The 15145-nt window shown below is 71.5% G+C and carries 8 protein-coding genes; all 8 read right to left on the reverse strand.

Translation table 11 applies throughout. The features are described 5' to 3' along the window. Positions 1 to 42 precede the first annotated feature (42 nt). The 8 genes from ABEA87_RS29535 to ABEA87_RS29570 all read right to left on the reverse strand — a co-directional run bounded on the left by ABEA87_RS29535 (position 43) and on the right by ABEA87_RS29570 (position 14719). A complete protein-coding gene (locus ABEA87_RS29535) occupies positions 43 to 885 on the reverse strand; it encodes an NAD-dependent epimerase/dehydratase family protein (protein ID WP_345635133.1) in 843 nt (280 codons plus the stop codon). A 20-nt stretch (positions 886 to 905) separates the two neighbouring features. Further along, on the reverse strand, positions 906 to 5138 hold the full coding sequence (locus tag ABEA87_RS29540) for a hypothetical protein (protein WP_345635135.1): 4233 nt from the start codon (positions 5136 to 5138) through the stop codon (positions 906 to 908). Further along, positions 5135 to 6136, reverse strand: a complete 1002-nt coding sequence (locus ABEA87_RS29545; RefSeq protein WP_345635137.1) for a carbohydrate ABC transporter permease — start codon at positions 6134 to 6136, stop codon at positions 5135 to 5137. The genes ABEA87_RS29540 and ABEA87_RS29545 overlap by 4 nt, the downstream gene beginning before the upstream one ends. Then, the gene (locus ABEA87_RS29550) at positions 6133 to 7035 is read right to left on the reverse strand and encodes a carbohydrate ABC transporter permease (protein ID WP_345635138.1); all 903 of its coding nucleotides are present in this window, start codon (positions 7033 to 7035) and stop codon (positions 6133 to 6135) included. Before ABEA87_RS29550 ends, ABEA87_RS29545 begins: the two co-directional genes overlap by 4 nt. 78 nt (positions 7036 to 7113) lie before the next feature. Beyond that, complete coding sequence (locus tag ABEA87_RS29555) at positions 7114 to 8496, reverse strand: ABC transporter substrate-binding protein (RefSeq protein ID WP_345635140.1); 1383 nt, start codon at positions 8494 to 8496, stop codon at positions 7114 to 7116. 36 nt (positions 8497 to 8532) lie between these two features. Then, positions 8533 to 9798, reverse strand: a complete 1266-nt coding sequence (locus ABEA87_RS29560; protein ID WP_345635141.1) for an enolase C-terminal domain-like protein — start codon at positions 9796 to 9798, stop codon at positions 8533 to 8535. 236 nt (positions 9799 to 10034) lie between these two features. Continuing rightward, the gene (locus tag ABEA87_RS29565; RefSeq protein ID WP_345635142.1) at positions 10035 to 12902 is read right to left on the reverse strand and encodes a hypothetical protein; all 2868 of its coding nucleotides are present in this window, start codon (positions 12900 to 12902) and stop codon (positions 10035 to 10037) included. Positions 12903 to 12949: 47 nt separating this feature from the next. Beyond that, on the reverse strand, positions 12950 to 14719 hold the full coding sequence (locus ABEA87_RS29570) for a glycoside hydrolase family 36 protein (RefSeq protein WP_345635144.1): 1770 nt from the start codon (positions 14717 to 14719) through the stop codon (positions 12950 to 12952). Between the last annotated feature and the right edge of the window lie 426 nt (positions 14720 to 15145).

The following is a 15145-nucleotide window of genomic DNA, read 5'->3' on the forward strand; positions in this document are numbered from 1 at the left end:
CCGGGTCGAGCCGTCCGAGCTGCCGCTTCGGCCCAGCGCAGGTCAGCCGAGCGGCATGGTGCAGAACCGGCCGCCGGCCAGGTGGTTGCGGGGCTCGGTGGAATCGAACGCGGCCCCGGCCAGGATCTCGGCGGCGTACCGCTCGGCGTCGTCCTCGGGGTGGTAGCCGATCGCCTCCGACTCGGCCAGCGACCACCACCGGCGGGTGTTCGCGGAGATGCCCCACAGGATGCGGAAGCCCGCCGGCCGTACCCGCAGGCACGCCTCGACCAGCCGTACCGTGTCGCCCGGCGACAGCCAGGCCGCCAGATCCTCGGGTACCACCGGACGGGGCCGGAACGCCCCGAGGCGCAGGCAGGTCACGTCGATGCCGAACCGGGAGTGGTAGAGGCTGCCCAGTGCCTCGATGGCCGCCTTGCTCACTCCGTAGAAGGTGTCGGGGCGGGCCGAGCCGTCCGCCGGCAGCGCCGCGTCCACGGCCTCGTCGCGGGTACGGAAACCGGCCGCGTGGATGCTTCCGGCCAGTACCACCCGCCCGACGCCGGCCTCGACCGCGGCCCGCAGGACCCGTTGCGTACCGTCGATGTTCACGGCTCGGATGGTCTCCCACGGCGCCTCGCCGCTGCGCCCTCCGAAGTGAACCACGGCGTCGACGTCCCGACAGGCGGCGCGTACGGCCTCGGGGTCGGTGAAGGACGCGGGCGCGAACTCGACCCGCTCGCCCGGTTCCGCGCCGGCCAGCGGCGCGATGTCCAGCAGCCGCAGCACCCGACCCGGCCGGGCCAGCCCCCGGCGCAGCACCGTGCCGATGCGCCCGGCCGCGCCGGTGAGCAGGATCCGCTGGTCGCGTCCTGGCGGCCCCTCGATGGGGGAGAGATCGGACATGGCGTCTCACCTCGGGGTGGCTAAAGGAACTCGGCGAGCGGCGGAAGTTCGGGCGGCGCCTGCTGGCCGTCGTAGCGGTCGGGATGCGCCGGGCCGGGCAGGTAGGGCGGCTCGTGGTAGCTGTGCCGCCGGCGGAACTCCAGCGGGATCGGCGGGCGCCAGTGCCGCCAGCCGCGCGGGTCGGTCGGCACCGGTGCGCCGGGCGCGCCGACTCCGTTGCCGTTCTCGGCCGCCACCGCGTACTCGTAGACGGTGACCGCCGGCCCCTCGGCATCGCCGCGGTCGGGGCCGTCGCGGTCGGAGTCCGCACAGTCAGAATCCGCACAGTCAGAGTCCTCGCGGTCGGGGTCGTCGAGCGCGGCGATGACGCCGTGCGCCTCGCGGTCGGCGTACGAGAAGGCCAGCCCGGAGAACAGCGTCCGGTACCCGGTCTCGCCTCGGCGGCGGCGCAGCACCCGGTACCCGCTCGCCCCCAGGACCTCGCCCCAGGTCAGCTCGACGGTGTCCGGGCTCAGCCGCAGCGCCAGCCCGTCGGGTGGGGCGGGCGGCCGGTCGTCGACGTACAGCGGATAGTCCGCCCCGGGCGGCGCGTGGTGCCGGGCGTTCGCGGCCACCACCCGCACGTGCAGCTTGCGGCCGTTGGCCAGCCCGTCGAGGCGGCACGGGCTGGTGTGTGCCGTCGCGGCGGTGCGCCAGGTGTCCCCGCCGTCCTCGGACAGCTGCACCAGGTACCGTTCGGCCGCCGGTACGGTGGTGAAATGCACCTCGGCGGCGCCGCTGGCGTTGGCGGTGCGCAGCACCTCGGCGGCGATCGGGCGCGGGGCGCCGGCGGTCAGCTCCCACCGGTGCCGCCCCGCCGGTAGTGCCACGGTCACCTCCTCGGGCGCGTGCCGCAGTGGCCGCACGGGCGCGCCGTCGAGATGGAAGGCCGCGCCGCGCAGGCCGTCGCGCACCCGGAGGGTCAGCGTGGTGGCTGCCGGGGCGCGGTAGTCGCCGTGGCACTCGTGCGCCCCGCCCCGGTACCGCAGGCTGATGCCCAGGTCCTCGTCATCCGTGCGCAGGCACACATCGCTGGTGCCGATCTCGGTGCCGTGGAAGAGCACCAGCTGCCACTGCCCGTCCCGGCAGCGCCGGATCACCCCGGCGGTGCCGCGGAAGCGTAACCCGTCCTCGGCGACGTCCAGGGTGGCCGGCTCGTGGTAGCCGGCGGGCTCGTGCCGGAACACGTAGTCCACCCCGTGCGGGGTGGCGATCCGGGCGCCCCAGGGGGTCTGGCCCGCCGGGGCGACGGTGAGGTCGTCACGGTGGCTGACGATCGCGAGCGTGCCGCCGGTGGGAGACTCGGGCGGACCCTCCAGGCGTACGGCCCGCGAGACCGGAGTGCGGAAGTCGCCGTCGATCCGTGGCGGGGCGAGCACGGTCCCGTCGGTGCGGACGCCCCGCACCACGTGGATGAACGGCATCCGGTCGGTGAGCGTGTCGATGCTGTTCGCGTCGTGGCCGGTGGGTTCGGTCAGCGTGCACCACGTCCAGACCATTCGCTGGCCGGCGGCCACCGCGTCGTAGACGACGAGGTAGTCGCCGCCGACCAGGATCACGCTGCGGCCGAGGTAGTGGCCGGCGACCGGGCTGTCGGGCGCGGGCGTGATCTCGGCGTACTGGGCGGTGTCCAGGTCGTAGTGCGGACGGTCGAGCGTGCCTGGGCCCAGCGACCGGATCGCCCCGTCCCGCCAGATACCGCACGAGCTGACGAAGGTGGCGTTCGGCGCGCGCCGGTCCCCGGCGTCTTCCCGGCCGTGGCCGCTGTAGGCGCGGCCGCCGGCGTAGTAGTAGAGGTGCCCGCTGCCGTTGTCGTCCGCGATGCCCCACCGGTAGTTGGGGCCGGGGTCGGTCTGCTGGAGATGCACCGAGACCTCGCTCGGCCGGTCGACGTCGGCGCGCAGCGTGATGCCGTACCCGGTGTATTTGGTGCTGCGCAGCCGGGGGTTCGTGCCCCGGTCACCGGCCGGCGGGTGCAGGACCCGCCACGGGTCGGCGGCGCCGCGCGGCTGGTCGAGCCGGTGCCCCGCGGCGTCGCAGGCCCACAGCAGGTGCTCGGCGACCAGCGGCCGGTAGCGGCGCAACTGGTCCCCGAGCAGCCGCATCTCGATCGGTGGGCGGCGCGGCCAGCTGGCGTGCGCGCCCTGCGGCGGGTGCATGCGCAGGGCGCCGGGGGCCGTGGCCGCGCCGGGGGCCGCGCCACGCGGGGACCCAGCCGGATCGTCGTCCGGCACCGGGCCGGTCATGACCGGCGCGGTCAGCGCGTCGACCAGCCAGGCGCCGACGGCCGCGAGCTGCGGTGTGCAGACCCGGTTGTGGCCGTCGGTGCGCATGCCGAGCGCGTTGCCGAGGGCGGCCGGGCGCAGGAACGCCCACACGTAGGTGGCGAGGCTCTCGGTCCACCGGCCCGGCCGGGCCTGCCGGTCGGGCAGCGCCGGGCGGGCGTGGAGCACACCGACCAGTCGCAGGAACGTCTCGAACTGGTCGAGCCAGTCGCCGGCGGCGGGGTGCTCGGGGTACAGCCAGGCCAGGCAGGCCAGTGCCGCCTTGCCGTCGGACATGAAGTTGGGGTGGCCGCCGAACATCCGGCGCATCGGGCCGATCTCCTCGCCGGCGGAGACGTACCCGGTCAACAGCAGCAGAGCGTCGATTCGGGCGGCGGACTCGGTGTCGAGTTCGCCGCACAGCCGGTCGTAGCCGTCGAGCAGCCGGTCGTACAGGGGCCGCTGGCCGATGTTGAGGTAGCCCGCGACTTCGTTCACGCCGTGCGCGGACAGCCGTGGACCGTCCTCGCCGGCGAACAGCGCGATGAGCAGTTGCCGTCCGGTGCGGAGCTGACCGGTCGTGGTCAGCCCGGCCGGGCGCCGCCCGCAGTAGCTCAGCACCCAGTGCTTGACCCGGTCGAGGTTCAGGGTGCTGTGCCACTGGTACAGGTACCGCACGTGGGTGGACTGGTAGTGGGTGGCGCGGCGGGCCGCGTCGGGGTCGATGCCGTACCGGTCGGAAAGCTCCCGCGCGTGCCGCTCGTGTGCCCGCAATACCTCCCGGTCGCGTTCGTGGTCGTAGCAGGCGATGCCGGTGCGCCGGGTGCCGCCCGGCAGCGGCCACCGCCAATGCAGCACCCCGTCCGCGTACCGGAACCGCAGTTGCAGGTCGCGGGCGGAGGCCCAGGAGGCGTACCGGTGGTCGTCCCAGCGCGCCGGGTCGCGGATGAACACCCCGGCGGCGTCGCCGGAGCGCACGTCCCAGAAGGTTGCGTGCGGACGCACATCCCAGGCGTAGGCGGGTGCGTACGGCCCGACGGTGAAGGCGAACTCCTCCTCGGGCCGCTCGGGCCGGCCGGGGCCGGAGAAGGCCGGGTCCTCACCGCTGTCGGCGACCAGCAGCGGTTGGGTGATGCCCGGCCACCGGTAGGTCTCCGGCGAGCCGGGGTCGGCGTAGTCGGCGGCATCCTGCGAGTACGGCCAGGTCGAGGAGAACCGGTGGGTGGGGTGAAACCCGTCCCAGCGCAGCTCCCAGGAGAGCGTGGGATCGCCGACGCCGCTCACGGACTCGGTCAGCTCGACGAAGTCGTACCCCTGCACGCAGCGCACGGTCGCGCTGTACCGGCCGCCGCCGGCGAACAGGTACCGGACCTCGTACGCCGCCTCCAGGGGCCCGGCTTCCACCTCGCGCACGTCGACCCGCTCCACCCGGGCGTGCCGGCCCGACAGCTCGGAGCCGCCCACCCAGCCGCGGCCGCGGTCCAGCGCGAGGATCGGGCCCGGCACCGGCCGCCCGCCGGGCCGGTGGGCGGCGGGCAGCGCCACCCGGATCGGCCCGGCGTCCAGCACCGTGGAGTCCTCCCGCCGCAGCACCGTCACCGGCCGCTCGACGGGCGCGAACGGGATCGACTCGTCGTCGCTCAGGGTGAACTCGTGGTGCTGCCCGGGGGCGAGGCCGGCGAAGAACGCCACCACCGCCCGGCGCACCAGCCCGTCGGCGTCGAGGCGGACCCGGGACAGCTGGAACGGCACCGGGGCTCCGCCGCAGTCGACCAGGCGCAAGCGCCGCGCGGGCGCGCACGGCACCGGCCACCGGACCGGCCAGTGCAGCAGCGTGCGCGGCCAGGCGAACTCGGGATGCCCGAGGTGTTCGTCCAGCCGGAATGTCACGCCGAGCCGGCCGGGCTCCCATACGGTGGCCCGGCCGGCGCGCTGTTCCCGTTGCGTCATTCGCCGGCGCGGGAAGGTTCGGCGCCCGGTCCCGCCGCGTCCTGGGGGCCGATGCCCTGGGTGCCGAAGCTGGCCCCGCCCGCGACGCCCTGCACGAGGTAGCGCTGCAACAGGATGAACAGCAGCAGGATCGGCGCGGCCACGATGAACGTGCCGGCGGCGACCAGCGGCCAGTTCGAGGTGTGCTCGCCGAAGAACGAGTAGAGGCCGCGGGTGACCGGCCACAGCGCGTCGTTGGTGAGCATCACCAGCGGCAGGATGAGGTTGTTCCACGAGTAGACGAAGCCGAAAATGCCGAAGGTGGCCAGCGCCGGCTTCATCTGCGGAATGATGATGGTGAAGATGAACCGGATGTAGCCGCATCCGTCGAGCACCGCTGCCTCGTCGATCTCACGGGGAATTCCCTTGATGTAGCCGACGAAGAAGAAGAACCCGGCGCCCGACAGGCTGGTCAGCACGAGATATCCGGGCATGCTGTCGTACAGATGCAGCGAGCGGGCCTCGATGAACAGCGGGATCAGGCCGCCGGGCAGGAAGCCGGAGAAGATGAAGAACGTGTAGAGCGCGTTGGAGTGCTTGAAGTAGCCGCGGGAGATGGGAAAGGCGAGGAACACGCCGAGCACGAGGGTGATGGCGTCCGGGATGATCGCGTAGACCAGGCTGTTGATCATCTCGTGGCCGAAGTTGCCCTGCTGCCACGCGTCGGTGAAGTTCTGGAAGGTCCACCCGTGCGGCAGGCCGGTCGGGTGCTGCAGGAAGTCCGGGTAGGACTTGAACGCCTGCAACAGCAGGTAGAGCAGCGGCAGCGCGAACAGCACGACCGAGATGAGCAGGCACACCACGTTGGTGCGCAGGCCGCGTAGCCGTTGCGCGACGGTGGGCCGGCGCCGGACAACCGGTTCGGCCCGGGCGCGATCGGTCACAGCGGATGCGGAGGATCGATGCTCGCCTCCGCCGAGGGACGGCCCCGGCTGGGTTCCGGTGGTCGTGCTGCTCACAGCGCCACCTCCCGTCGCCGCAGGGTCCACAGCACGCCGCCGCCGACGATGAGGGTGAGGAAGAACTGCAGCATCGCCAGCATCGACCCGTACCCGAGTTCGGCGCTGCCGGAGTTGAACGCGGAGGCGAACATGTAGATGCCCAACGTCTGGGTGCCGTGCTGGCCACCGCTGAGCACGAGGATCAGTGCGTACTCGCCGAGCGAACCCACCACGGTCAGGAACATGTTCACCGTGAACGCGGGCGCCAGCAGGGGGAAAGTCATGTTCCGGAACAGCCGGAAGCGCCCGGCGCCGTCCAGCGAGGCCGCCTCGTAGACCTCCGATGGAATGTTGCGCAGCCCGGCGATGTAGATGAGCATCGAGTACCCGGAGAACATCCACACGTTGACGAGCATGACCAGCGGCAGCGCCAGCTGGTTGGAGCCCAGGAACGTGCTGGTGACCCCGAAGGCACCGTGCAGCAGCTTGTCGAGCGGGCCGGTGAACGGGTCGAAGATGAGCGAGAAGATGGCCCCCACGACGGCGACCGAGAAGATCTGTGGCATGAAGATCAGCGCCCGGTACACCGCGTAGGAGCGGCCCCGCCGGTTGAGCAGCAGGGCCAGGCCGATGCCTATCGCGTTCTGGAAGATGGTCACGCCCACCACGTAGATGATGGAGACCCGGATCGCGCTCCACACCTCGGAGGACAGTGCGGTGAACGCGTTCGTGTAGTTGCACAGACCGCAGAAGTTGAGCGGCGTGCCCGGCAGCCCGGAGTACTGCGTGAACGAGTAGACGATGGTCGCGAGCGATGGGTACAGGCCGAACAACAGCCACCCGAGCCCGGGAATCGCGATGCTCGCCCAGGGGATGAACCGTCGGGTCCGGGGTGTCCCGAACAAACAGCGGGGCACGCCGCCCTCCCTTCTATTCGACTGGTCCGGGTCGTGGCCCGGCGCCAGACGCGCCGAGCCAGACTGATCCGCGACCGGTTACTTGACGGCCTTCTGGTAGGCGTCGGCGGAGCGCTTGAGCACGGTGTCGATGCTGTCCTTGCCCATCGGCGTCATCTTGTAGAGGTCGGGGCCGCCGGCATCGGTAGAGGCGCCCGCCGGCACCCAGGGAGCGGTCAGCTGCTCGAAGGCGTCCTTCGAATGGGTGTTCAGCCAGTCCATCCAGGACAGTCCGGTGCTCGTCAGCGCAGGCTGGGTGGAGACCGATCCGGTGGCCTGTAGCCACTGCTTGTAGTTGTCCGGCTGCGAGAAGAAGGCCAGCCACTGCATGGCCAGATCCTGGTGGGCCGACGTGGTCGGCACCACCCAGCTCAGGTCGGGCTTGACGACCATCCGGTTGTCCGACGCGTTGTTGGTGCCGGGCATCTGGAAGAAGCCGAGGTTCAGCTTCGGGTTCGCCTGCTGGATGGTCGCGCTGTCCCACGAGCCGTCGAGCAGGAACGGGTAGTTGTCCGCCTGGCTGGCCCAGACGCCCGGCGCCGTTGCCTGCGCGACACCCGCCGCGCCCTGCTCCAGGTACTTCGCCGCCTGCTGGTACTCCTGCGAGATGGTCTTGTAGACCGGGTCGTTCCAGGACTGCGTCTTCTGCCAGAACGCGGTGGCCCGGTCGGTGGACACCTTCACCGAGTCCGCCGCCGGGTGGTCCGCCATCAGGGTCTGGTTCATGATGCCCTGCCAGATGCCGCCCTGGAAGCCGTCCTTGCCGGCGGCGAAGATGGGCGTGATCCCCTTGGACTTCAGCGTCGCGCAGTCGTTCAGGAACTCCTGGAAGGTGCTGGGGACCTGCAGGTTGTACTTGGCCAGCAGGTCCTTCTTGTACCAGATGGCGCCGGACGACACATACTCCGCCGCCATCACACCGTAGATGCCGCCGTTGTACCCGATGGCCGCCTGCTGCGCCGTGGTGTCGTAGTTCTTCATGAACGGCTGGTCCTTGAGATCGACCACCTTGTTGGCGGCGATCAGCGCGGCGATGCCGCCCGGCTGCAGGCTCGTGTAGGACGGGGCGAAGCCCTGCTGGGTGGGCGCGAACTGCGCCAGCACGTCGACCGTCTTGGACTGCAGCATGGTGCTGGTCAGCTGCTGCCACGCGTTGTTGGCGGTTGGGGCTTGCTGAAGCTTGACGGTCACCCCGGGGTGCGCCTTCTCGAACGCGGCGTTCAACTTCTCGGTGAACTGGATGGCCCCCGGGTTCGTCCACTCGCCGATGGTGAGGGTGACCTTCGAGCCGGAGCCCGATCCGTCGCTGGAGCAGGCGGTCAGGCCGGTGGCGAGGCAGGCGCCGGCGATGGCGATTGCCGTCACCGACCTGACCGCGTTGCGCCGCCGTCGTGGCGGTGGAGCGCTGGTGCTGGTATCCATCGGTTGTACTCCTTTGAGTTGGGGGTGCAGAGGTGGCTAGGGGCGTTGCAGGGCGCCATCGGCCCGGCGTGGCGGAGCCCAGGCGTGGCCGAGACGCCGCGGCGGGAACCGCAGCGCCAGCCCTTCGTCGAAGTCGACGCCGAGGCCGGGTCGGTCGCTCGGCCACAGGTGGCCGTCGCGGATCTCGGGGCAGCCGGGAAACACCTCGCGCAGCCGCGGTGCGAACAGGTGCTGCTCCTGGATGCCGAAGTTGGGGCACGCGAGGTCCAGGGCCAGGTTGGCCGCGTGCCCGATGGGGGAGACGTCGCCGGGCCCGTGCCAGGCGGTCCGGATGCCGAACAGCTCGCAGGCGTTCGCCAGCCGCCAGGCTGGGGTGATGCCGCCGATCGCCGAGACGTGTACGCGGATGAAGTCGGCGAGGCCGTCGGCCAGCAGCGGCCGGTACTCGGCGGGATTGGTGAACAGTTCACCGATGGCGATCGGGGTGGTGCACTGGGCGCGCAGCCGTCGGAGCCAGTCGAGGTCCTCCGGCGCCACCGGGTCCTCCAGGTAGAACAGGCCGAACGGTTCGAGCTCCTTGGCGAGCGCCACGGCGTCGGTCGGGTGTACCCGCTCGTGCACGTCGTGGATGAGTTCGACCTCGTCGCCGAGTTCGGCGCGCAGGTGCGTGAACAGCGACCGGACCGTGCGCCGGTACGCCGCCGGGTCCCACGCGTCGGGGGTCAGCGGTGGGCGGGCGCCCGGGGCCGCCGCCGCGCTGGGTGCGCCGTAGGTGCCGGCACCCGGCACGGCGACCTGGCACCGCACGTACCGGTACCCGTCGGCCATCAGCTGCCGCGCCTCGTCGGCGGTCTCCCCCGGGTCGCGGCCGGAGGCGTGCGCGTACAGCGGGACGGCGGTGCGGCACCGGCCGCCCAGCAGCTGCCAGACCGGTAGGCCGGCCTGCTTGCCCTTGATGTCCCACAGCGCCATGTCCACTCCGGACAGTGCGTTGTTCAGCACCGGCCCGCTGCGCCAGTACCCGCTGACGTGCAGGGCTCCGGCGACATCGGTGATGTCCGCCGGATCCCGCCCGATCAGCTGTGGTGCCAGGTACTCGTCCACCACGGTGGCCACCGCCGCCGCGCGCTGGGTGAAGGTCGCGCAGCCCAGGCCGTAGAGGCCGGGCTCGCTGGTGTCCACCCGCACCACCACGAGGGTGGTGTCGGCGGGGGCGGTCAGCACCGCCCGCACGCCGGTGATCCGGATGGCCGGGGAGCCGGCCCACGGCGGTGCGGATGCGGTACCGGCATCGGTGTCCACGGAATGCAATCCTCGCCTTGAGAGGTGTGTCTGCCTTGGTCGGTGTGTCTGCCTTGAAGGGTGTCTGCCTCGACGGGGTGGGGCTGGGCGGGTGGGGCTGGGCGGGTGGGGCTTTGGCGGGTGGCGTTGAGCGGGGCGCCCGGCCGGGCCGGGGTGGCGGTGCGGCCGGGCGCCCTGGGTCTTTCGAACCGTCTGGCTCGGCGCGTCTGAAGCCGCGCGACGATTCAGATCGGTCGTCAGCGGCCGAGACCCCAGAGGGTGTCGACGCGCCCGCCGGTGGCCTGGGAGCCGGTGCCCCAGAACGGTGCGAAGTTGTAGCAGGCGGACTGCGGAGCCTCGGACTGGGTGGTCGAGAAGGTCTGGCCGTGCCCGTTGGTTCCCGCGTCGCCCACCGCGAACGCGAAGGTCATCGTGGCGGTCTGACCGGCGGCGGTCGGCAGTTCGGCCGCGATCTCCGGCAGTTGGCTCCAGGCGATGGCCACCTCATAGATGGTCGTCTTGGCCACCGCGTCCCGGGTGATCTGCACCCGGCCCTCGGTGCCGGCCGTGGGAGAGGCGTCCATCGGGCCGAGCGGGGTCGGCAGGGCGGCGTTGGTGGGGTAGTACGTCTGGTAGTTGGTGCCCGGCGCGCACTGGCGGTGCAGCTGGGGGAACGAGTCCGCGGCGGCGTGGTCGGAAGTCCTGCTGGCCAGCGTGGCTACATACAGGTGGGACAGCGAGGTGAGGCACTTCTCGTAGTGCCGGTCGCCGGCGAGCAGGTCCTCGGGCTTGTTTCCGGTGTCGAAGGCGAGCTGGATGTCGTCGGCCTGGAACGGGAACAGGTAGGGGTTGCTCGCGAAGGCCGGGTTGAAGAATGCGATCAGGTCCTGGGTCTCGGCGCGGAAGTACACGAAGTCGTCGTCCCACGCCCCGCGCAGCGTGTACTGCTTGCTGTCACCGGCCTTGCTGACGCTGGTCAGGGTCACCGGGACGATGTCGCTCCACTGGCTCGCGTCGCCACCCACCGCGATCGACCGGTACGGCAGGTAGGTCAGGCGCACGGTGCCGGACCCGCTGGGGTCGGCGCCCTGGTGCCCGGTCACCCGGGCGGTCCAGTCGATCCGGTACTGGTTGTCCGCGCTCACCTGGTACTGCGTGATCGGGAAGCTGACCACGCGCTGCTCGCCCGGCTCGAGGTTCGCGCACAGGATGTTGGTGAACTTCAGGCGCCACCCCGGCGGCTCGGCGACGCGCAGCGTGGCGGTGAGCGTGGTGGGCGTGGTGTTCTCCACCCTGACCCGCAGTTCGCTGCCGGTACCCAGCGGCTTGGTCAGCGACAGCGGGGTGACCACCAACGGTCGGTCGTAGTCGAAGATGGCCTTGGTGGTCAGCGCGTCGCGCAGCGAGTCCGCGTCCCGGTCGGTCTCGAAGTAGAGCACCTCCCACGGGGACAGCGTCAGCGTCACGCGGGCCTTCGAACCGTCGGCCAGAGCCCGTCCGAGGTAGTCGTAGACGCGCACGCCGCTGGCGTCGGTCAGGGTGACCGTGCCGTTGTACCCGGCCGCCGGGTGCTCATCGGTGCCGTCGTAGATCTGGTCGCAGTAGATCGCCGCGCGGCCCTTGCCGTCCGCGGTGCGGAACAGGAAGCCCCAGGTGGACTTCGCGTCCGGGTACAGCTCGGTCGAAAGGGTCGCGTCCTCCAGCAGGCTGGTCATCGTGGCGTACGCGACCACCGTCGGGAACGGCGTCTTGGTGGTGATGTCGTAGATGTTGAATTCCTGGCCGGAGTAGGGCTTGTCGTAGCAGAGCGAAAACCAGAAAATCCGGATCGGTGAGCCCTCTTCGGCGCCGGCCAGCATGTGCAGCAGGTAGGTCGGCGCGAGGGTGCGGGCCACGGCGTAGTTGGCGTCCTCGGCGGGCAGGTCGGGGAAGGAGTCCACGACGCACGTGCCGCACTCGGTCTGCCACTGGCCGCCCCTGCCGTGCGACTGCGACCAGAGCTTGTCCATCTTGACCTGCGTCTTGGCCATCGCGTACTGGGTCGCGTCCGGGTACCCGTAGGCGTGGTTCACCGACCCGTCGATGTATCCGGCGGACGTGGAGCCCTTGGCGTAGACGCTGTCACGGTTGTAGCTGACCGAGCCGCCACCGATCAGGTTGACGTCCGGGAAATCGGCCTTGACCTTGTCCCAGATGAGCTTGGTCATGTCGCGGTAGTCCTGCGAGTCTCCGGTGGACCAGAAGCGGCCGTGCACCCACGGCTCGTTCCACAGCTCCCAGTTCTGCACCAGATCCTGCAGCGGCGCGATGGCGTGGTACACCATGTCGGCGTGCGCGTTCAGGTCCTTGGGCCGGTTCTGGTACACCTGCAACGGCTGGCCGTTCGCCCCGGGCTGCACGTTCCAGGCCATGTTGTAGTTGATGAACCCGGTCGGCTTGATGCCGTAGGTGAGCCACTCGGCGACCTCGGCCCGGGCGACGTCGATGTCGGCCTGACCCCAGAACGTGTTGGGCGCCGGGCTCACCTTGGTCGGGTCCACCGACGCCACGCCCCGGGTCCACTTCACGCCCATCAGTTGGGCGATGCGCTTGGTGATGGTCGGATCGCCCTCCGACCGGATTCCCAGCCCGAACGCCGAGTCGGGACGCACCCCGTTCGCCGTCGGGCGCAGCACGCCGAGCCCCAGGGTCTTCGTGAGCAGTTGCGTGCCACCGGCGTCGGTGACGGTGACCACCACCCGGTAGTAGTCGGCGCCCAGCGCGCCGAGCGCGATGGTGGTGGTCTGTGCCACGCCCGCGGCGGCGGAGAACGTGGCGGTTCCACTGCGGACGGTTTGCGTGCTGCGAGCGTTGACGGTCCAGGCCACGGTGCCGGTCAGCGCGGCTGGGCTGGTGACGGTGACGAGCAGGCTGGGGTTGGCCCGGCCGGAGGCGTCGATCGGGAACAGCGCGGTCGGATCGGAGAAGCCGAGCGTGATCGTGGGTGCGGCGGCGGCCTGCGCGGCCTGACCGGTGCCGACGACGCCGGCCAGCGCGGCGCCGGCCGCGGTGACGGCACCATAGGCGAGCGTGCGGCGTCGGGTGATTCCTCCGGCGCCGGTGCCGGGGTGTGGGGTGTCGGACATGAACTCCACCTCCGAGGGTGTGGCACGAAGAGCGTGGGCGGGGTTTGTCATGCGGGTGCCAGCCGGCACGCGCCCGAGGGCGGTACTGGCAGGCGGTGCGGGCCGGGGCCCAGCTCCCGGACGTGGGAGCCGGCGGGCCGGCCGCAGGCGTCGGTGACCGTCAGGCTGACTCTGGCGGTACCGGTGAGATCGACCAGTAGGTGCGGCGCGCTGGTCGCGTTGACCAGGGCCACGTCGGCGAGGCCGGCCAGTTCCAGCGGTACCACCCGGTGCTCGCCGAAGACCGTGACGACGGCCCGATCGCCCGCCGTGGCGGTGACCGTGGCGTCGCGCTCGTCCGGCCGGCCGGTGCGGCGCTCGCCGTCGAGCAGCACGTCCCGGTACCGTCGCCAGAAGTCCAACCACCAGGCCGTCATCGCGCGGTGCTCGGCGGGCAGCTCGGTCAGCCGCATCGAGATCTGGGGCACCGAGTAGAGCGCGGAGTGCAACTGCCGGGCGGCCGCCTCGACGCTGGCGTGCGGGTCCCACATCAGCATGTCGCAGTGCACCGCCGCGCCCGGTGCGAGCCGCGCGATGTCCAGGGTGCGCAGCCGGTTGGCGGTGGCGTCCGCCGGGCAGTCGCTGGCCCGCAGCAGGTTGCCGTAGCGGCGCATCGCCGGTGCGGCGTAGGGCTGGCGCAGCTCGATGAGTGGCTCGCCACCGCGCATCGCACGCAGCCGCGCGTGCAACTCGTCGAGCAGCTCGCGCATCGCCTGGCTCACGTCACCGCCGCTCACGTCACCGCCGTTCACGCTGTTGCCGTTCACGTTGTCGGGGCTCACGTTGTCGCCTGCGGCGCTGGCGTTGTCGGCGGCGCTCGGGTTGTCTGCGGCGCTGGCGGGGTCGGCGTAGACCATCGCCAGTTCCAGGAAGTCGAGCTTGAGGCCGTCGAACCCGTGGCGCTCCACGAGTTCGAGGCAGCGCTCGATGACGAAAGCGCGCACCTTGTCGTGCCGAGGATCCAGCACCTGGCACGCCAGCCGGGGCACCCGGTGCGGCGCGAGGCCGCGCAGCGAGCCGTGAGCGAGGCTGTGCTCGCCCAGCAGCAGCGGTGCGATCCAGGCGACGTAGCGCAGCCCCAGCTCCCGTACGGCGCGGACGTGCCCGGTGAAGTCCGGGAACTTCGCCGGATCGGGGGTCCAGTCGCCACAGCCGGAGTACTTGACGCCATCGGAAAGCGCTTGCCAACCGTCGTCCAGAAGTACCAGGCCGCAGCCCAGCTCCGCGGCGATCGCGGCCTCCGCCTCCACGCCGGTGGCGGTCACCCCGCGGTGCATCGAGTACCAGGTCGAGTACGCCGGGGCGCGGCCGGCCTCCGGGGTCGGCAGGGCGTCGGCGGTGCCGGGCATCCACCGGGCCAGCGCGCGCAGCGTCTCGTCGGCGGTGCGCCCCGGCGCCTCGACGCGCAACCGGCACTCCTCGCCGGCGGCCAGCGGCATCGCCAGCCACACACCAAACCTGGCCGAGGTCTCCGAGACACCGAACCGCAGCCAGGTGGTGGCGTCGCCGCGGTCGCTGGCGAAGGCGAGCAGCGATCGGCCCGCGGGGTCGTACAGGCAGCCGGCCACGGCCGAGTCGACCAGGCCGATCCGCCGCCAGTCACCCTCCCAGTCCGCCGGCAGTGGGCGCTCCCACCCTGCGGACGGGTGCCAGTACCCGATCCCGTCGCCGAGCGGAACCTCGATCCGTACCAACGTTGTCTGAGCCTGGTCGCTCACGATCCGCACGCCAGTGGCCTGGGTGCCCGCCTCGACCTGCAGCTCAACGCCGTCGGTCATCGCGGTGATGCGGGCTTTACCAGCGTAAACGTGGTTACCTTCGGACCAGAGTCGTGTCTTATCCGTGAAGTCCATGAATGCTCGCCCTCCCGGCCTAGCGGGGAGACCGTAACTCGCCCGGGACAACGATGTCTAGACACGGACTTGTAACGGCATGGATGCCGGGGCGACTTCTTGACCCGCCGCGCGCCATCCGCGGGGGCATGGTCCACTTCGGACGGTTCCCCGCCGGTGGGTGCCACGACGGGCGCATCCGCAGGTGAGGCGGCACCCGAGCGCGCGGGACCGGCGACCGCCGCGCGCGGCGGGCGCGGCCCACGCCACCGCCCCAGAAAAAGTTCCGGCGACCGGCGACCGGCGACCGGCGACCGGCGACCGGCGACCGGCGACCGGCGACCGGCGACCGGCGACCGGCGACCGGCGACC

The sequence above is a fragment of the Rugosimonospora acidiphila genome (assembly GCF_039543385.1).
Lineage (GTDB): Bacteria > Actinomycetota > Actinomycetes > Mycobacteriales > Micromonosporaceae > Rugosimonospora > Rugosimonospora acidiphila.

Coding starts and splice junctions, on each gene's coding strand:
- ABEA87_RS29535 (WP_345635133.1), bottom strand. CDS start 885: ATGTCCGATCTCTCCCCCATCGAGGGGCCGCCAGGACGCGACCAGCGG.
- ABEA87_RS29540 (WP_345635135.1), bottom strand. CDS start 5,138: ATGACGCAACGGGAACAGCGCGCCGGCCGGGCCACCGTATGGGAGCCC.
- ABEA87_RS29555 (WP_345635140.1), bottom strand. CDS start 8,496: ATGGATACCAGCACCAGCGCTCCACCGCCACGACGGCGGCGCAACGCG.
- ABEA87_RS29565 (WP_345635142.1), bottom strand. CDS start 12,902: ATGTCCGACACCCCACACCCCGGCACCGGCGCCGGAGGAATCACCCGA.
- ABEA87_RS29570 (WP_345635144.1), bottom strand. CDS start 14,719: ATGACCGACGGCGTTGAGCTGCAGGTCGAGGCGGGCACCCAGGCCACT.